This is a genomic window from Flavobacterium piscisymbiosum (assembly GCF_020905295.1).
GTDB lineage: Bacteria > Bacteroidota > Bacteroidia > Flavobacteriales > Flavobacteriaceae > Flavobacterium > Flavobacterium piscisymbiosum.
This window is the reverse complement of record NZ_JAJJMM010000001.1, coordinates 5,609,209-5,629,079: the sequence shown is the minus strand read 5'-3', so window position 1 is coordinate 5,629,079 and position 19,871 is coordinate 5,609,209. Positions and strand designations below refer to the sequence as shown.

The window sequence follows — 19,871 nt, the reverse complement described above, 5'->3', positions numbered from 1 at the left end:
AAAAATGAAAAAAGTTTTTAGTTTCACAATGACAATGTTGTTTCTGCTGGTTTCTTTTCAGCAGGGATTGATTATTGTGCACTTTAAACTCAATCAGAAAAATATTGAACAGGAATTTTGTGTAAACAAGGCAAAGCCAGAAATGCAGTGTCATGGTAAATGTCATCTAAAGAAAGAATTAGAAAAATCAGATCCTGTCGATTTGGAGCTTACCAGTATTGGCAAAAAGATTGACATCGCATTGCTTTCAAATTTTGATTTTACAATTCGTGTTGTAAAGGTTATGAATTCTAATAAAGTATTAATTTATAAGGAACTGGAACTGCTAGAGCCATACCTTGAGATTTTTGTACCCCCGCCTATTTAATTATTGGTTATCCCGCATAAATTAAGTAAGTAGAATTACAAAAATTAAATCAAAAGAAATGCAAAATTTAAAAAAATACCTTTTATTATCAATAGTCTCTTTGGCATTCGTATCGTGTTCAAGTGATGATGACAATCCTGTGGCAAATAATGTAACACTGGAATTCAATAATACTTTCAAAAATACCACTATTGTGCTGGGTAATGCAGCTTCAACATCAGCATCGGCAAATACTTCTGCGACAGGACAAGTACATCATTTCTCGGAGCTTAAATATGTAATCAGCAACATTCGTCTTGTAAAAGACAATGGAGACGAAGTTCCATACAACGTAAATGATCTGGATAAAGGAGCGACCGTAATCGATCAGGCCAAAACGGCTTCATTAAGTTATGTTTTAAGTAATATACCTTCTGGGACTTACAAGCAGATTAAATTTGGTTTAGGGATTAAACCAGAGCAAAATGCTTTAGATCAGGTTAGATTTCCTAATTTCTATGCGGCGGCGGGAGCTAACGACACAGAAATGATGTGGGAATGGGGAAGCGGCTACCGTTTTACAAAAGTAGAAGGCTTTTATGATACTGATAATAAAACAATGTCAATTCATACCGGAAGCACAGTTGCAGGAACTGCTCCAAACTATACCCAGGGCGTAAATGCTTACAGGGATATTACCTTAAATCTTACTGCTAATGCAGTTGTTGGAAGCCAGGCGCCAAAAATCAAAATTAAGGCAGATTTTGATAAATTGTTAAGCGGAAAAACAAATACAATTACATTGTCTACAGGAACAGGGATGGATGACAATGCAACGCCAAATATTCACACTGCCGCACAAATGGTAAAGTTTGTTGATAATTTGGGAGGAAACGGATCAAGTGATATCTCGGGAATGTTTTCTGTTACAAGCGTAGAAAACTAAAATTACATTTCAAAACCGTCTGAATTTTTACAAGTTAGACGGTTCTGTTTTTAAACTCATTTATAATGAAAAAAATAATCGGTATCCTATTGCTTTCATTATTGGCAGCATCTTGCAGCAATGATGACTCTGATATGATTTCTATTGATAATCCAGAAATCTCACTAAATATTCCATCGGGGTTTCCAGAGCTGAATACTTTTGTGAGTCAAAATAAGCCTACTAAATATGGTGTGGAATTAGGCAAGAAACTTTTTTCTGAAAAAAGGTTTAGTGCAGATAATACCATTTCCTGCTCCACCTGTCATATTCAGGAAAATGCTTTTGCAGACGGGCATGCACAAGCCATCGGAATTCAAGGCAGAATCGGACTTCGTAATACGCCATCCATTCAAAATTTAGCTTTTATGAAGTTTTACAATTGGGATGGAAGTAAGCTCCAATTAGAAAATCAGCCGCTGGTTCCTATTATAACCCATGAAGAAATGGATTCGTCTATTTTGGAAGTTATTGGTAAAATTAAAGATGATGCGGTTTACAAAGATTTGTTCAAAAAAGCATTTGGAGATGAGAACATTACGCCAGACAGAATCTTTAAAAGTATTGCGCAGTTTGAGTATACTTTAATTTCTGCCAATAGCAAATATGATAAAGTAAAACGAAATGAAGTCTCTTTTACAGCAAGCGAACTGCAGGGTTATCAAACCTTTCAGCAAAAATGCGCCAGCTGTCATGCAGGAGAATTGTTTACCGATCAGAGCTTTAGAAATATTGGATTTCCAATAAATAAGGATACCAATGAAGCTGGGCGTGGCAGGGTAACAGGCATTCCTTCTGATTTTATGAGTTTTCGTATTCCTACTTTAAGAAACATTGAATACACGGCTCCTTATGGAAGTTTTGGACAGTTTGCTGATTTAGAATCGGTTATAAACTATTTTGACAATGGGGTTTTGGATGCTGGGAACCTGGATCCGATTTTTAAAAATAATGGTAAACGAATTCCGCTCACCGAAGAGGAAAAAAATAATCTTATTGCGTTTATGAAAACTTTAAGTGACAGTGAGTTCTTAGAAAATTAGTTCTGAAATTATGGATTACAACATATTAAAATGTTAATGAACATGGGGTCAGATTCAATTAGGAAAATTTTAATGCGCCGGGGTTATCCGTTTATTTTTTGCTTATGGTACTGCTTTAGCCATTTTTTCATTCGCTTTAAGAGCTGCACTTCTTTAGGGTCGCCTTCCGGATTAGAAAGCCCCGTGATGGTCCTTTGGAAATAAAACTTTTTATCCTCAAAGACGCAGGTGAGTTTTGGCGCCTCGTTATGGGTTCGCCAGCCATTGGCCGGGTCCGGTGTTTTTAATTTCGAATTTCTTCATTTTTGAAAATCTTCATAACAGGCTCAGTTGTTGCTGTGCTGTTATTGTTTTAGGCTGTTTTGTACTCCGTATTGTAAAGGGCAAAATTAGGGCATTACCGGGTTAGTCTGTTATATAATTTACGGACGTGCAGTGTTTTTTTTATGCTATACTATTTTTCTGTAATATACAGCAGACAAAAATTATTAAATTAGAAATGCAATAGTTAAAGTGATTATTACCTATTATTTTGGCGATTCAAAAAAAGATCAATTTGATTATTTATTTTCACGTACCTTAGATATCATAAAAAAATATGTTTTGAAAGTAAGAAAGAACTGGATTTCGAAAGTTGACAGCCATATACGGCTGTATATTTCAATAGGCACAGGAATTGGCGTTTTTTTTATTCTGGGAGATCTTCAAAAAGCGTCTATACACTGGATGGCTTCCTGGCTGGCGTTCTCAGGTATGTTTCTGTTTTTATCCTGGATGACCATTTTTAAATGTCATCCTAAAGAACTTCACAAAATAGCTGAAAAGCAGGATTCGGGCCGATCTCTAATTATGATTTTAATTTTACTGGCCTCACTGGTCAGCATGATTGCCATAATTTTATTTTATAAAACTTCAGCAGAGATGAAAGGCGCCGAACTGACGATCCATATTTTATTGACGATCTTCTCAGCCATATTTGCATGGTGGCTAGTACACACCACTTTTACTTTTAAATATGCGCACCTTTATTATGCAGTAGGGGAGGAAAAAGAAGGCAGGCAGGTATTCGGGGGTCTTGATTTTCCTGATGAAAGTACTCCTGACTATCTGGATTTTTGTTATTTTTCATTTGTGCTTGGAACTACCTTTCAGGTGTCAGACGTAAATATTACAGCCCGCCATATACGAAGGATTGCACTGCTGCATGGATTGCTCTCCTTCTTTTTTAATACCATCATTTTAGCTCTCAGCATCAATATAATTGCCGGGCTGATTCAAAAATAACCTTTGGTTAGATTAAAAGTGGAGCGATAGAACATAAGAAAACTAATAATCTTAGTCAATTTCAGCGGGAATTTCTAATCTGCTGTCTCAAGAAACTGTAAAGTAAACAGGGAGCAGCCATCTTTATTCGATGATGTCTGCTCCCTGTTTATAAAATGTAAATACTATCTTTTTGCGTAAATAATAATGATTTTCCAGCTGCTTTAATTTTGTAAATACCAGTAATGTTCCGCCGGTTATTGTTATTACATTTTTAACCGCTGTATCCTGACAGCGTTTAAGATAGCTATAAGAGATACCCCGACATCAGCGATTACCGCTTCCCAAAGCGTAGCCACACCTCCGGCACCTAATGCCAGAACTATTACTTTAACCACCATTGCAAGGATTATATTCTGCCACACAATTTTCTTAGTTAGTTTTCCAATTTTAATGGCAGTAACAATTTTAGAGGGCTGGTCGTTTTGTATCACGATATCTGCTGTTTCAATTGTGGCATCACTACCAAGTCCTCCCATAGCTATGCCTGCATCTGCCAGAGCCACAACGGGAGCATCATTTACACCATCACCGACAAAGGCAATTTTCTTCCCTTCATTTTTCAGTGCCGTTACTTTCTCCACTTTTCCTTCCGGGAGTAAATCCCCATAAGCATTGTCTATTCCAAGATTTTTGGAAACTTCATCCACAACGGTCTGTTTGTCTCCGGAAAGCATTACGGTTTGTATTTTTAAATCATGAAGATCTTTGATCGCTTTTGGGGCATCTTCCTTTATTTTATCTGCAATTGTAATGTGCCCCTTGTACTGTTGGTCAATGGCAAGCACTACAATAGTATAGACAATAGCATCGACCTCAGACGGATATTCGATGTTAAATTTTTTCATCAGCTTGGTATTTCCGGCAAGTACTTCTTTTCCATCAATAGTCCCTTTAAGACCATGACCGGAAATTTCCTCTACATTGGAAATCTTTACGCCTTTAATAGTGTCTTTGCCAGCATGTTCTACAACTGCAAGCCCGATAGGATGGGTGGACTGGCTTTCGATAGCAGCCGCATATTTAAGGAGTTCATCTTTTTCTATCTCTTTTGTATTGATTTCCTGTACTTTAAAGATACCTTCGGTGAGCGTTCCGGTTTTATCCATGACCACTACATTGATTTCAGTCATCACGTCAAGGAAGTTTGAACCTTTAAATAAAATACCATTTCGGGAGGCAAGTCCTATTCCGCCAAAATAACCCAAAGGTATTGAAACCACAAGGGCACAAGGGCAGCTGATCACAAGAAATACCAAAGCCCTGTAGAACCAGACATTAAACTCGTAAGGGTCTACAAAGAGGTAAGGAGCAAAACAGACTGCGACAGCAAGGACAAAAACAATAGGTGTGTATACTTTTGCAAATCTGCTTATAAAGAGCTGTGTCTGTGATTTACGAGAGGTGGCATCCTGAACCATTTCAAGGATTTTGCTAAGCTTGCTGTCCTGAAAAAGCGAAGTCACCTTTACTTCGGCAACCGTATTTAGATTAATCATTCCGGCGTAAATCTGCTCTCCTTTATTTTTTGTATCAGGCTTGCTTTCCCCAGTCAGGGCTGCTGTATTAAAGGAAGCCTTTTCGGAAATCAATTCGCCGTCCAGGGCTACTTTCTCACCGGGTTTTATCTGAATGATTTCACCAGGTTTTACTTCTTTTGGATCGACAACCACAAAGTTGCCGTCCCGCTGCACGGCAACTTGATCGGGCCTGATGTCCAAAAGCGCCTTAATGCTTCTTTTCGCGCGGTTGACCGCTGCGTCCTGAAACCATTCCCCTATGGAATAAAATGCCATCACTGCAACACCCTCGCTATAGGATCCAATGGCAAAAGCACCGATAGTGGCAACGCTCATTAAGAAAAATTCATTAAAAAAGTCGAATCTTTTGGCCTTTCTGTAAGCCATATATAAAACGTTGTAACCTGCAAGGAGATATGCTGCGGTAAATATTATAAGGTCAGCCGGAAAGGCCGGGACCAACTCAAACCCGAATTCAAGTACTAGCATTACCACAAGTATAACTATGGCAAGCAGAAGCTGCCAGTGGCTTTTCCATCCTGAATCAGTATCTTCTGCTCCGTGGTTGTGACCGTCATCATCCGAGTGCATTTCTTCCTGCTGGACAGCCGTTACTTTTTCGTTTTCTTTTGGATCTCCGGCAGGAGTTCCATTTGGAGTATCTGTATTTTGTTTCTTTTCAATCATAATATAGTTTTTATTGCAGTATTACAAAATACCGCGCGGTTATCATATAACTAGTTAATGTAGTAGTAGGAGTTTATTTGAACTGGCGGTACGGCTGTATCGCTGCAGATTTCCTTTATATTGTTTTCTATAACCGCGCAGAGTGCTGTCATAGGTATGTCCGGAGGACTGTTCTCAAATGGGTCCTGCATAATTATGGCTGTTTTTTCCACAGCTATGAGCATTGAGGATATCACAAGAGTAAGGACAATTTCAAGTGCGGGAAAACTGTCTTCAAGTCCAAAGGGAAGAATAGAGGTGAGAAGGTAAATCAGAAAGTGAATCAGCAGGCTGTAGGATTTTGGAAACACTGTGTTTTTAATCCTTTCGCATTTTCCCATAGCATCATTCAGGCGCGCAATGGTAGTATCGATCTGCACCTGCTTATTGTCATTTATGCTGAAATTTTTTGATATCATTGCCAGCTGGTCGGCGTGCCTGTTCAAAAGTTCGGCAGGAACATTATTTGCCATTATATTGTGCTGCTCAAGATAAGACACAACACGCTGGGAGAATGGAATTTTTCTCAGGCTTTCCGATAAGGCAAAACACCAGATAACCTGTCTTTGGGCAAATTCTTTTAAGTCATTTTCAGATTCAGGCATAAATTGCTTGACCTGTCTAATGAGTGTCCGGGAATCATTGACAATTTCTCCCCATACTTTTCTTGCTTCCCACCAGCGGTCATATGACTGTGCGGTACGAAAAGCCAGAAGTAATCCCACAATAGTACCCATAATACTGGTTATGGGAAGAGGTATTGCAATTTCCCGCAGTATGGTATTATGATCTAGTGTACCTATTACCAAAGCATAAGCCATGACAGCGGCGATATCAAGCCAGATCGATTTAATAAAAAACAGTATGGAATTTTTGTTGTTTTTAACTAGCATATTATCAGGTTTTTAGGTTTTGAGTTAAATTGGTTATCACGCAGGCCGGACCAATGATCTCAAATGATTTATAAATCCTTATGACCTGTATGGTCATATTTTATCTTTTTTTTCCACCTGATATACCATTTCTGGTGATGAAGCGACAGTAAAAAATACAAGGCGCCAGAACTTGCCACGGCAATTATATACATGTTGAGCCCCACTGCGACTCCGACTGCCGATGTACACCAGACCGTAGCGGCCGTTGTAAGGCCATGTGAAGATCCCCCGTGGTTGTTCCGGTAGATAATTCCCGCGCCGAGAAAACCCACCCCTGTTATAATATTGGCAATCACCCTTGATGCTGCAGCTGGGTCAGATGCGAGATGTACTGTAATGGAAGTAAACAGCGTTGCACCAATTGATACCGCTGCGTAGGTCCTTACTCCGGCATCATGGCCGTGCCTTTCCCTGTCCAAGCCTATGAAGAATCCTAAAACTAAGGAAACCAAGAGTTTAAGAAGTATAACGAGCTCTGTGTTAATATCCATATCTATCTAAATTAAGAATTTATTCCCAACTATGAAAATTTTTACAATCCTTTAAAAACCAGGTACATTATATGCTGTACCTGGTATCTTAGATTGATTTTCGCCAGTGGTTCATTTAATTCAAGTTACAAAGCAACCGAATGTTTATGCCCCTGGTGATTTTTTGGGTCATGTTTAATGTTAATATCCCTCATTGTTTTCCTAGTTAACTTTGATGAGTTCATCTGGCAGACTGCATATTTCCCTTTTCACAATTCATTGGGCATCCATAAGCTAATGTGTGTATGTCTCATTCTCATTTTTTTGTTCGTCATGGGCAGAGGGTTTTTGGTCGTGGTCCTGTATGATAAAATTGTACATATACTGAATATCAAACCAATCAATACAGGATTTCCTTTAATGTCTCAGGTTTTAATATTATCATTTAGTGGTCATGACCTCCGCCGCCTTCACTTTTCAATAAATGGCTTTGAATATAATAGGCCCCTTTGGTCACAATTTTAGAACCTTCATCGATTTTCTGAAGCAGCGTTACTTGTATGAATCCCAGTTGTGAAGTTCCTGTTTTTACTTCTATACGCTGAAAGTGGTAGGTTTTGCCTTCACTTTCTTCGTGTTTGTCGCCATCATCATGAGCATGCCCCTGCTTGTCATCGTGGGCGTCTTCTTCCTTATGTCCCTCTTCAAGAACAAATATAAATTCACGCCCGTCAGCTTTAACTATAGCTTCCAAAGGAAGTGCACTCACGGACTTTATCCCGATATCAATAAGAGCATTTATATACATTCCAGGAATTAACTGCTGTTTTTCATTGATGATATCCGCGTGAACTGCAACAGATTTAGTTTCATTTTCAAAAGATTTGCCGACACTGAAAATTTTTCCTTTAATTTCAGTATTGTCCTGATTGGTCAGTATAAATCTTACGTCCTGTCCCGGTTTTACCTTACGGAGGTCTTTTTCGTAAACCAGCAGATCAACGTGCAGTTTTGAATTATCTACAATGCCAAGAAGTGGTTTTCCCGCTTCAACATTACTTCCCAATTTGATATTAATTTCAGTTATAAATCCTGAAATGGGCGCTTTTACAGCCACAGTTGAGGTTGCAGGTCCATTTGGGTTAATGTTTAACGTTGATAACTGTCTTTGAAGAGAACTGAATCTAGCCTTTTCAATTTCATAATTGGATTTGGTCTGCTGGAATACTTTCTTAGAGTTAACTTCCTCAGCGCTCAGGATTTTTTGTCTTTCAAATTCCAGTTTAAGATACTCTAAATTGCTTTTAGAAGTAAGGTAGGCCTCCTGCATTTTGGAGAATTCAGGACTTTCAATAGTGGCAATAACTTGTCCTTTATTCACGTGCTGGCCTTCTATGACAGATATACTTTTAACGATTCCGGTTGTAAAGACAGATACATCTGCCTGATTCTGCGGAGGCAGTTTTGTATAACCGTTAGCATTGATAACATCACTTAGATTTTTCTGGGAAAAGCCTCCAAGCTCTATTTTTGATCCTGTAAACTGAGCTTCATTTAGTTCTACTTCTTTGATTCCCGCACCCTGCTTTTCTTCGGTTTTCGCTTCTTCTTTTGGAACCTCAGCATCTGTTTTGCGAAGTGTAAAATAAAGGATTATTGCAATTACTAAAGCAGCGCCTATTGCATATATTATATTTGATTTTTTCATTATAACTTAAATTATTGATTTATTAAATACTGAATTGCAATTACTGTCTGATTGTATTTGCTGATAGCATCATTATAGTTTAATTGTATCGTGGAAGCTGTTTCTATACTTTGAACATATTCAACATACGAAATATCGCCGTTTTGATATCCCTTTGTTGCGTTTCGGATTATTGAATTAGCATTCGCAATTGCAGTGTTCTGGTAAAAGTCAATCAATGACTGATAGGTCTGGAGCTGTTTGGTCAATTGTTCAAATTGAGTTTTTACCTGAGCATAGAGATATTCGGAATTCTTTTTTTCGACCTCTATGGTAGTTTTGGCTGCCTTTGATCTGGCGGTACCGCTTCCGGCAAACACAGGAAGGGAAACTCCCACTGAGAAGCCTTGGAACTGCAGCGATTTATCTGCTATGGCAGTGCTGTAAGGATCCTGGCTTCCGCTGATGGATTGTATAAAGTATCCTGCTGAAAAATCAGGAAGTAGCACAGACTTTTGAACTTTATAATTGGCCTGGGCAATTTTTACCTGATTCTCAGAAAGCTGAAGACCTGGATTTTGTTTCACAAGGGCAGTGTCAGCGACAACAGCAAACGGTATTTGCACAAAAGTGGTATCGGAAGCCATAAAATCGCTGTCAAGATCCATAAGGGTTTTCAGGTTGGAGATTTCAACCTGGAGCTGTGTGCTGTTTTCCTTAATACGCTGTTCCAGTTCCTGCTGTTTGGCAAGGGCAATAGATTTTTCCAGAGAGTTGGTTTCCCCTGTCTGGAATTTAAGAGCTGCTGACTTTACAAACTTCTGCAGAATCACATTCTGTTTTTCAAGAATGCGATTTTGTTTTTGAAAATACAGCATTGTGTTCCAGGATTGGCGAATACTGTATTTTATTTCCTGTTTAGTAATACCTAATCTTGTCTGGCTTGCGTTGCTGTATTCTGTCAGCAGTTTTTTGCGAGCACCGATCTGAAATGGGCTGATTCCCTGTGTTACACTAATGTTTTTGTCATTGGCCTGCGAGTTGATTTTCCCGAAAGTTCCAAGGAATTCGGTTTTTGGAAGATCCCACGCCGAGCGCAGCAATTGCGATTGTGCCTGTGTATCGAGCTGGGATGCCTGTATCCTTTTATTATTTTTCAAACCAAGGTCAAGGGCTGTTCCCAAATTCATGGACTGCACAGGTGCCTGGGCACTTGCTGTCATAGAACACAGAGCCAAAACCAAAACAGTAAGAGCCGCTTTTCCAGGATTTTTGATCTTGCCAATACCTTTTTCAAAATACAGATAAAGGATGGGAAGTACTATCAGTGTCAGCAATGTTGCAGTAATAAGTCCTCCAATAACAACAGTTGCAAGCGGTTTTTGCACTTCTGCACCAGCATTGGTGCTGATGGCCATTGGAAGAAATCCCAGTGATGCTACTGCAGCTGTCATGATCACAGGACGCAGTCTGACTTTGGTTCCTTCTCTAATTCGGTCATATACATCCTGCATGCCCTCCGCTTTTAATTGGTTAAAATATCCGATAAGCACAATACCATTAAGTACTGCTACACCGAATAACGCTATAAATCCAACTCCGGCAGATATACTAAAGGGCATATCACGAATCCAGAGGGCAAAAATTCCGCCAATTGCCGATAATGGTATGGCTGTAAAGATCAGTAATGACTGCTTGATAGAATTGAAAGTAAAATAAAGTAAAATCAAAATTAGTCCAAGAGCAATAGGAACTGCTATAGAAAGACGCTTGCTGGCATCGATAAGGTTCTCAAAAGACCCTCCGTAGGTGGTATAATAGCCGTCCGGCAATTTTAATTTAGCATCAAGTTTAGCCTGAATTTCCTTTACAATACTTTCCACATCGCCTCCGCGGACATTAAAACCGACAACAATTCTTCTCTTTCCGTTCTCACGTGAGATCTGCATAGGACCATCTTCATAATTTACATCTGCGATCTGCTCAAGGGGAATCTGGCTTCCTGATGGGAGTGTGATGAAAAGTGTTCGTAAGTTTTCAATATCCTTTCGGCTTTCGTTGTCCAGTCTCACGACCATGTCAAAACGCTTTTCGCCTTCATATACAACGCCTGCGGCTTCACCGGCAAATCCCATACGAACTACTTTATTCAAGTCGCCAATTTTTAGGCCATAAAGGGCTAATTTATCTTTATTGTAGCGGATTGTAATTTGCGGAAGACCCGCAACGCGTTCTGCTTTTGCATCTGCAACGCCTTTCACGCCTTTTATAAGCTGTACAACTTCTTCACCTTTGCTAACCAGCATGTCGATATCTTCGCCAAATATTTTAATAGCAACATCGCTTCGTACTCCGGTCATAAGCTCATTGAATCGCATTTGGATTGGCTGTGAAAATTCAGTTGAAGCTCCCGGAATCTCCTCAAGGGCCTCTTCCATTTTTTCCATCAATTCCTCTTTGGTTTCAGCTGAAGTCCATTCACTTTTATCTTTTAGTGTAATGATCATATCACCCGCTTCAATCGGCATCGGATCTGTCGGTATCTCAGCACTACCAATCTTGGTAACGATCATTTTGATTTCAGGAAATTTAGCTCTCAGTATTTTTTCTGCCTTTGTGGTGGCTTCTATTTCCTGTGTAAGCGAACTTCCTGATGCGATAATAAGGTGTGTAGCAATATCTCCCTCATCAAGCTGTGGAATAAATTCACCTCCCAGTGAATTAAAAACAAGCAGGGCAACGACAAACAGAGCCAGCGCTACGCCTATTACGGCGGCCCTTACTTTTAGCGCTTTTTCCAATAAAGGACTGTAGAAGCGATAAATGGAATCGATTATTTTGTCACTTATGTTTTTCTTATGCCCGGTCTCTTTTTTAAGAGCCAGTGCAGACATCATTGGAACATAGGTCAGTGAGAGTATGAAAGCACCCAGAATCGCAAAAGAAACCGTTTGTGCCATAGGTCCAAACATTTTTCCTTCAATGCCGACAAGGGCAAGAATCGGCAGATAAACTATAAGAATGATGATTTCCCCAAAGGCGGCGCTGCTTCTGATTTTAGAAGAGGCCTGATATACTTCTTCGTTCATTTCTGCTGTATTCAGCTTGCCTTTATTGCTAACCTGGAGTCGATGAATAATAGCTTCAACGATGATAACGGCACCATCTACAATAAGACCAAAATCTATAGCTCCAAGGCTCATCAGATTACCGCTGACACCAAATAGTTTCATCATCGTGATTGCAAACAACAATGCCAGGGGAATAACAGAAGCTACGACAAGTCCGGCCCTCCAGTTACCCAGCAGGAGTACCAGGATGAATATTACAATAAGGGCACCTTCTATTAGATTTTTTTCGACAGTTGAAATGGCTTTATTTACCAGTACAGTCCTGTCCATGAAAGGTTCAATTTCTACGCCTTCAGGGAGTGATTTTTTGATCTGCTCCATTCTTTCTTTAACGATCTTTACAATCTCACCGCTGTTTTCACCTTTCAGCATCATTACCATCCCTGAAACCTCTTCGCCCTTACCATCTTTGGTAACAGCTCCATAACGGATTCCCGCGCCAATCTGAACCTTGGCGACATCACGAATAAGGATAGGAATTCCATTTTGGTTTTTCACTACGATCTTATTAATGTCATCGATATTATTAACCATACCGATACCTCTGATAAAGTAGGCATAAGGCTTTTTATCGATATATGCACCTCCGGTATTTTCATTGTTGTTTTCCAGCGCATCGAAAATTTCCGTTATCGTGGTATTCATGCTTTTGAGCTTGTCAGGCTGAACAGCAATCTCGTATTGTTTAAGCACGCCTCCCAGCGTGTTGACTTCGGCAACTCCTTTTGTTCCGATAAGCTGGGGCTTGATAATCCAATCCTGAATTGTCTTTAATTCAGTAGCATTGAATTTGTTTTCATACCCTTTTTTAGGGAATACCACGTATTGGTAAATTTCTCCCAATCCAGTACTAAGGGGAGCCATTTCGGGAACTCCTACACCTTTTGGTATTGTGTTTTCTGCTTCTTTTATTCTTTCGGCAATTTGGGCGCGTGCCCAGTAGATATCAACGTTTTCCTCAAATACCACTGTCACGACACTCAGTCCGAAGCGACTGATTGAACGAAGTTCAACCATTCTGGGAATTGATTTTACAGACTGCTCAATTGGATAAGTGATGAATTGTTCCACCTCCTGAGTGGCAAGTGTAGGGGAGCTGGTGATAATCTGTACCTGATTGTTGGTAATATCCGGTAATGCGTCGATCGGGAGCGTGTAAAGCGAATAGCTCCCTACAGCTATAAGTACCAGAGTGAATAGTCCAATAATAAACTTATTATTGATACTAAAATGAATTATTTTATCTAACATTATCTTGTTGTAAATTAAATGTATAAAAGCGGTTTTTGATGATCTCTCCCTGTTTTATCTGCATTATTAATGGCATGCCATATGAGATGGGCATTGCTAAAAAAAAATGGAAATTGGGTGAGCACTGCGATCTAAGTGCAGTATACTGATGAATTTGCCTGTTCTTTTAAGGACGGTGTACAGTGAAGAAGTGGTAAATTCTTGCACCGACTCCCAAAAGCAGTAAAAGACAAATCAGAACAGTGATAATTGTTCGCAAAACCGCATAGGGTTTTTTAGGCTGTACAGCCTTCTTTTTTGATTTTATCATTTTGGCATAATTAATTGATACTATTATGATACGACAATACATCACAAATGTGAAATTGCCTTGGTAGCAATAATATTATGAATTAATCTGAGGGGGCTGCCAAATGCTTCCAGTGAAGCTTGAAATTAAGATAGATTGGTATTGTGATACCTTAGGAGAAATTTCTTCAATATTTAGAGGGAAATCAAATGAAGCAGCATTCAGGTTACTAACCACCTGAATTCCACAGCAGGCACAGCTGCAAAAAGGAGAACATAAGTCTTTTTCTCCTTTGTGTGAATTACTGTCATTATGATTGGATTGTGATATATGGGCAGATTTTGAAACAGAATTATACATATAAGTATCAGCGCAGGTAATACCCGAGAGGCTTAGCATATAGATAGTTAGTATAAAGCTTATTATTTTCACGGCATAAAAGTAAATAATTATTTTTACCATTCCAATAAAATTAAGGAAAATTTATATTCATTGTTTTAAATATATTACAGTGCGATATTCAAAACGCCGAAATATTGTTTTTTTTGAATCTTACTGTGTTCGGGTATGTTTAGTCTGATGGGTTAAAATACCTTCTGCACCACTTTTTTATGGCTGCTACCTACCAGATTTATGGTATTGTTTTTTTTCTGAATATAAAATTTTTATTAATTGAGGACGAGCACTTTTTGTTCGAAAACATCAGGACTCAGCGCTTGATAATAGCGGACACAATTGAACAGAAGATGAAGGATTAAACATTGCAGCAGATGATATAGGCTGCAAAGTTAATTAGAGAATACAGAAAGCGAGAATATGGATAGGCAATATAAAATAAAAAGCCATTTCGGATGAAATGGCTTTAAGTTCAGGTTATATTAATTTTCTTGAAATTTTAATAAATGCTGTAATTTTTAATACTGCGAAAAAAATGAAACAAAGCCCATAACGCCAGTAAGTACCAACACACATTTCCAACAGTTTAGCCTATTATTCATAATATAGATATTTTAATGTTTATTATAGGAGATTATTGCAATTTTTGTGCCACGATGAAAATGACTTTCGCAAACCTTAATTGAGAGAATAGAGAATAGGATTTTATTATTAGAAGTATGTTGAAATTCCCAAATTAAAACATCATGTATTGATGGTGGATTTGAAAAAATGTCTCTTTGTTTTAAATAGCGATAGTTTAGGCGAATGACGGTTTGAGAGGTTGGTCTAAAACTAGTGGCAGGTATTACACTCCATACATCTTCACCAATATTGCCTCCTGTTTCTTTAAATTTTCCCACGTTCCAATCCACGTATTCAAATCTGCAGGCAAGATTTATACTTTCTTTTTTCCATCCAGGATTGTTTTTGTCAAGATGGGCTGTACAATATCTAAAAACAGCCTCTTTGTTTGTCTCCAAATTGTTGAGAATAAGTTTCGGGACATCAACATAAAAAATTATGAAGAAATAAATGCCTGGACTAGATTAGAAGGTTAAAAAAAAGTGCAAAAATTTTAATGCTTGGTAATTATCTCTCAGAACTGGATATTAATCACGCTGTCAAAACTTGTTTTTCTCAATTTGCACCGTTTACTTTCTTTTTTAAAATACAATTATTTTGGCTCCAGTAATTAAATTATAGCTGGCCTGATCCGGAAATAAACTGTGAGTATAATACTTGGAATTCAACGTATTTATAGAAATAAAACAGGGATAAGAATTATTGCTTGCAATAAGTTGATCCCTGTTTTTACTCTGTCCAGCAATCTTATTGGGTATTCTAACTGACTTACAGACTTCATCCCTAAAAATTGGTTTTTCAGCTGATCATGCCATGGATTGAACTTTAAGAGCATAAAATCTATGAGAGTCTTGAAGCACTTTATATTGATTATTATTTATAGTGTCACTATCTCATTTTAACAATCAATCTTCTGATAAAGGAAGTGATGAAACTGAAATTCGTCACTGTATAAATAATTCCTAAAACTGCACTGATCAGTAGTAGTATAAAGTTGTAATTGTTTTTTCGTTCAATTACCTGACATGAAATTTCAAAAACGAAAAATATAAAAAAAGTAATGCAAAGACGGCCGGTTTCCCGCTGGCTTACTTTTTTCCAGTTAAAAGCTGAGTGTGGTTTTTTATATAGCCAGACATTGGGCAGGATTGCCGGTACATTATCAGCCCATCGGGAATATTTAAAACCAAATTTTAGCTTCAGCTGCTTTTCCTTTGCCATCATAATTCTTTCAAGGTAGATAAAGTATAGGAGTGCAAAGGAAATAATGAACCAAAAGTTTCCGGTTATAATGATCATCCCCAGCCATATTATAAAATTGCCTAAATACAAAGGATGACGTACAATGGAGTAAGCTCCAAAGGTGTAATGATGGGGCGTAAAGACACCTTTTTGATCCGGTACTGATGCTTTTGGTGTATAACCCATGGTGATTATTCGAAGTAAACAGCCTGAAAGACTCAATCCTAGGCACAACGCTTCATATAACTTTTCATAAGGAGATTGCCTCAAAATTAAACCCGAAGGGTATTTTTCGGACTTAATAAGCAGCAGATAGCCTACCATCAGCATAATGTAAGGAAATGCTTTCCCGTACTTAAGCAGCCATAAACTTTGTTTTTCGAATTCTTCCTGAAGTGCCATAATTATAAATGTTAAGAGCATTAAGATTGGAATGTAAGCAAGTGATGATATACTAATTTGCATCGGGAAAATTAAGTGTACTGTAACGTATCATTTTTATGGCTAATTCTTAAGATAGTAATGATATAAATACATAAGCGATATCACAATTGCCGCAATAATTGTGAGGACAGCTAAAAAGATCAATAGATCCCGCAATGTTTTTATTGACTTAGAGGGTTTTTTCCTGCTGTAGCGAGAATGGCTTTTATAAACCGGTTTTTTTCCTTTTTTCATCTGTATAGTTTTTAATTATTAAATATCAGGGCATTAGGGATGGCTATCAATATAGATTTCAAATTCTTCTTGGTGCCCGTGTTCGTTTTTTGTGAAATCTTTATTAATGACTGCACTGAGCTTTCCTGAAGGTCTCTTTAACATACTGTTTCTTGTGTAAATAATTCATGTACCATAATGCTTATCAATAATCTATTGGTGAAAAATAACCTGCTGTCCGGCAGCATGAAATGGTTTCTGGTAAATCATAAAGTTCGAACAGTAAAATGGTAATAACTCTTTTTGTAGCAAACTCAAGCTGATTCGTTAAACGGGCGCTGTTTGGAAGCTTTTTCCTTTATATAGATTTTGCAATTGCCAAAGAGTCAAGTTAACGAAGGTTAATTTTAGCTAATAGATGTTGCTAAGGCCAGCAACCCACAGATTTCTCTTGTTCGCCTAAGTAATCATTCCCAATATTAAAAACAGTAAAAAGCCAACAAAAAAACAGGCAGTCTGAATAGGTGATTCCTTTTCTTCATGCGCCTCGGTTAAAAGTTCTTCCGTTACAAGAAATAATAACGCTGCCAAGCCGAATGAAAGCAATAATTCCAATATCTCCTGAGACAAATGAGAAAGTAATGAGATGCCTAAGAGCGCCCCAATAAAAAAGGTCAGCCCAAGTCCTGCCAATATCAAAAAGTTTTCTGACTTTGACATTTTGCTTTTTCGGCATGCTATCACAACTGCCAGCCCTAAAGAAAAGGTTTCCAATCCCAGTGCTATGGAAAGCAGTATTCCTTCTTTCTTGCCGGCAGAAAATCCAATACCAATAAGAAGACCGTCAATAATCAAATCAATAATTAAAGCACTTATCAAACCATAGGGTACACCAAAACTATTGTCATTTTCTGCATTTTCATTTTTTGGGCTTCTTTCAGTAAAATATTTTACAAAAAGCATTAAAATTATACCCATGCTAAAACCAAGGCCAACCTCAATAGGCAGGTGGTTCTTGATGATATCAGGTAAAAGTTCTACGGAAACCACCGAGAAAACAACACCGGCAGCAAAATGCAGTATAGAGCTGCGAAATGCACTTCCCGGATTTTTATAAAGACCTATAGCGCCACCAGCCATTATAGTGATAACAGGTAAAAAAGCATATCCTAAAACTTGTGAAAGTAGTTCCAATTTGTTATATTTTTATTAATGTTTTTAAATTTTCCATTTTTGACATAGTAGTTCTCTAGACTTTATGGCTCTTTTTTTTATCAATTTAGCCGTAGTCAAATCTTGGCAATGTGGTACTGAACAAACAAAGTAAAGCAGGTTTTTATTCACGCCAAATCCCTTAAAAGTCTTTGTGTCATAGTCAGGTGTCAAGCTGCAATTAAGCTATGCTTTTGGATGTGCTGCCAGTACGGCAAATTACGATACCTTTGTTTTAGTAAGTCAAAAGATTTTTTCATTGCTTAACCAGTTTGATAAAATAATAGTGTATGAATAATTATATCCTTACAAATACTATTGTATCATTAGAAATCCTGTATTGCTATGCTTGCTACAAAAAAGATATTATAAATAGCAGTGATAAAATAATTTTAAATAATAAATAAGGGTCAGTGTGCTTTTTTAGATTCAGTAAGTTTATACGATACGGTATATTTTTCGGTTTACAACCTTTTTTGTCACTTTGTTTGGGCAAAATTAATAGTATGTACTATCTAAGGATATATTCCACCAATAGTAGAGTTGCCAAAATAAGTAACATTACGAATTGATTTGAGGAGGCTGCCAAATGCTTTCAAAGAAGCTTGACGTTAAGAGTGATTGGTAATGAGAAGCCTGAGGTAAAATTTCATGAAAGTAAATAAGGAATTCAAAAGTCTTGGTATCGAACTTAGCAACAGCATGCATACCGCAACAGGAGCAGCAAAGGGCTAAGCACAAATCATTTTTCCCATTGTGTACAGTAACATTCTTGCTAAAATTGAACTGTTGTGTAATTCCAAGGCAAGACGAAGATTCAACTTGCGGCTGCCGATCGTCACAGGTAAAACACTGCAGGCCTAACAGATAGATTATTAGTATGTAGTTCAGATATTTCACCTTATAAAAGTATGCAATTAATTTTATGGAATCAACAGAAACGAGGAAAAAAATCGGATTCCTGTTTTATCTGGACATGATTATATATACAGCCATTTTTTCTGTCTTGGCCATATTGCTTGAACTGTACAAAGTCCAGTTATTGAATGATACGGTCTTCAAGCTAAATTTGACTTTTTTGGCAGTTTTATAATAGAAAAGCTTTTTATAAATAACATTCCTTTAAGGAAAATCTGATAATGCGAAACTAGGTTTTATACCAGGACTTTTATTGCTCCCGGTACTATTGATATTATGCAGTTATTGGTTTTTAAATTATAGTGTTCCCCATCAATCTGAGCATCGGTAAAGATTTTCATGGGCATTTCAATGCGCAGCTTCTGAACCTTATAATGCTCCGCTTTTTTAAACTTTTCAGTTGAACCTTCCAAGACATGAATACCAAGCCTTATTTTATCTGTAAAGGATAGTTCGGGAATTATAATCAAATCGAGATAGCCGTCAGTTAATAATGCACTTGGTGTCAGGCTCATGTTATAGCCCATTTGATTTGAATTGGAAATAAAGACCATAAATGGTCTGACATTTATTATTTTATCATCAAAAGAAATTACGGTTGGCTGAACTTTGTAATGGAAACTTGAAGTGATTGCTGCTTTTATGTAGGAGTACAATTTTCTGCCTGCAGAATGTTGATATTTCTTAATTATCATTGCATCAATTCCAATCCCGGTATTGCTGAAAAAGTAGTGCTGGTTAATTTTTCCGGAGTCTATCAATAACGTTTTTCCGTTTTTTATAATCTCGATAGACTTATTAAAATCCCTGGGTATGTTCAAATGTGAAGCCAGTCCGTTTCCAGAGCCTACAGGAATGATCCCCAGTTTAATATTAGTTCCAAGAAGGCAGGACGCTACCTCATTAATGGTACCGTCACCACCGCATGCCACGATAATATCCGGTTTTTTTTCTGCTGCTTTTTGGGTAAGTGCTATAGCATGCTTTTTGTTTAAAGTGTAATCAATTTTGATTTTATATTTTTCAGGAGGAAAAAATTGTTCTATAAAAAAAGCTGATAAATTATGCCTGCCTCCGCCTGAAACAGGGTTGATGATGAAATGTATATATGTCATT

At 37.7% G+C, this 19,871-nt stretch carries 14 protein-coding genes; 4 read left to right on the top strand and 10 right to left on the bottom strand.

What is annotated here, in order from left to right; translation table 11 throughout:
• The first annotated feature begins 4 nt into the window (after window positions 1-4).
• From LNP81_RS23665 to LNP81_RS23650, 4 genes are all read left to right on the top strand, one after another.
• Complete coding sequence (locus tag LNP81_RS23665) at window positions 5-367, top strand: hypothetical protein (RefSeq protein ID WP_056250006.1); 363 nt, start codon at window positions 5-7, stop codon at window positions 365-367.
• Window positions 368-425: 58 nt separating this feature from the next.
• Window positions 426-1,292: an MbnP family protein gene (locus LNP81_RS23660; RefSeq protein WP_056250005.1), complete on the top strand. Its 867-nt coding sequence runs from the start codon at window positions 426-428 to the stop codon at window positions 1,290-1,292.
• Window positions 1,293-1,357: 65 nt separating this feature from the next.
• Window positions 1,358-2,374 (top strand): cytochrome-c peroxidase, encoded by a 1,017-nt coding sequence (locus LNP81_RS23655; RefSeq protein WP_230039712.1) that lies wholly within the window; start codon window positions 1,358-1,360, stop codon window positions 2,372-2,374.
• Between the two features lie 513 nt (window positions 2,375-2,887).
• Window positions 2,888-3,658: a DUF1345 domain-containing protein gene (locus LNP81_RS23650; RefSeq protein WP_056250004.1), complete on the top strand. Its 771-nt coding sequence runs from the start codon at window positions 2,888-2,890 to the stop codon at window positions 3,656-3,658.
• Between the two features lie 245 nt (window positions 3,659-3,903).
• Here LNP81_RS23650 and LNP81_RS23645 read toward each other — a convergent pair whose 3' ends face one another.
• The 10 genes from LNP81_RS23645 to LNP81_RS23600 all read right to left on the bottom strand — a co-directional run bounded on the left by LNP81_RS23645 (window position 3,904) and on the right by LNP81_RS23600 (window position 19,870).
• Entirely contained in the window at window positions 3,904-5,808 is a 1,905-nt protein-coding gene (locus LNP81_RS23645) for a heavy metal translocating P-type ATPase (protein ID WP_230040942.1), read from the bottom strand.
• A 146-nt stretch (window positions 5,809-5,954) separates the two neighbouring features.
• Window positions 5,955-6,836 carry a bestrophin family protein gene (locus LNP81_RS23640; protein WP_230039711.1) on the bottom strand — a complete coding sequence of 294 codons (882 nt, stop codon included), beginning with the start codon at window positions 6,834-6,836 and terminating at the stop codon, window positions 5,955-5,957.
• Window positions 6,837-6,904: 68 nt separating this feature from the next.
• Complete coding sequence (locus LNP81_RS23635; RefSeq protein ID WP_056249999.1) at window positions 6,905-7,369, bottom strand: MgtC/SapB family protein; 465 nt, start codon at window positions 7,367-7,369, stop codon at window positions 6,905-6,907.
• 424 nt (window positions 7,370-7,793) lie between these two features.
• A complete protein-coding gene (locus LNP81_RS23630; RefSeq protein ID WP_056249997.1) occupies window positions 7,794-9,056 on the bottom strand; it encodes an efflux RND transporter periplasmic adaptor subunit in 1,263 nt (420 codons plus the stop codon).
• Window positions 9,057-9,067: 11 nt separating this feature from the next.
• Window positions 9,068-13,417, bottom strand: a complete 4,350-nt coding sequence (locus LNP81_RS23625) for a CusA/CzcA family heavy metal efflux RND transporter (RefSeq protein ID WP_056249995.1) — start codon at window positions 13,415-13,417, stop codon at window positions 9,068-9,070.
• 385 nt (window positions 13,418-13,802) lie between these two features.
• Window positions 13,803-14,168: a DUF6660 family protein gene (locus tag LNP81_RS23620; protein ID WP_317039046.1), complete on the bottom strand. Its 366-nt coding sequence runs from the start codon at window positions 14,166-14,168 to the stop codon at window positions 13,803-13,805.
• A 548-nt stretch (window positions 14,169-14,716) separates the two neighbouring features.
• Entirely contained in the window at window positions 14,717-15,124 is a 408-nt protein-coding gene (locus tag LNP81_RS23615) for a hypothetical protein (RefSeq protein ID WP_056249993.1), read from the bottom strand.
• A gap of 490 nt (window positions 15,125-15,614) precedes the next feature.
• Window positions 15,615-16,370, bottom strand: coding sequence for a methyltransferase family protein (locus LNP81_RS23610; RefSeq protein ID WP_056249991.1), 756 nt, complete (start codon window positions 16,368-16,370; stop codon window positions 15,615-15,617).
• 714 nt (window positions 16,371-17,084) lie between these two features.
• Window positions 17,085-17,819, bottom strand: coding sequence for a ZIP family metal transporter (locus tag LNP81_RS23605; protein ID WP_198529590.1), 735 nt, complete (start codon window positions 17,817-17,819; stop codon window positions 17,085-17,087).
• 1,172 nt (window positions 17,820-18,991) lie between these two features.
• Window positions 18,992-19,870 (bottom strand): diacylglycerol/lipid kinase family protein, encoded by an 879-nt coding sequence (locus LNP81_RS23600; RefSeq protein ID WP_056249988.1) that lies wholly within the window; start codon window positions 19,868-19,870, stop codon window positions 18,992-18,994.
• Window position 19,871 lies beyond the last annotated feature (1 nt).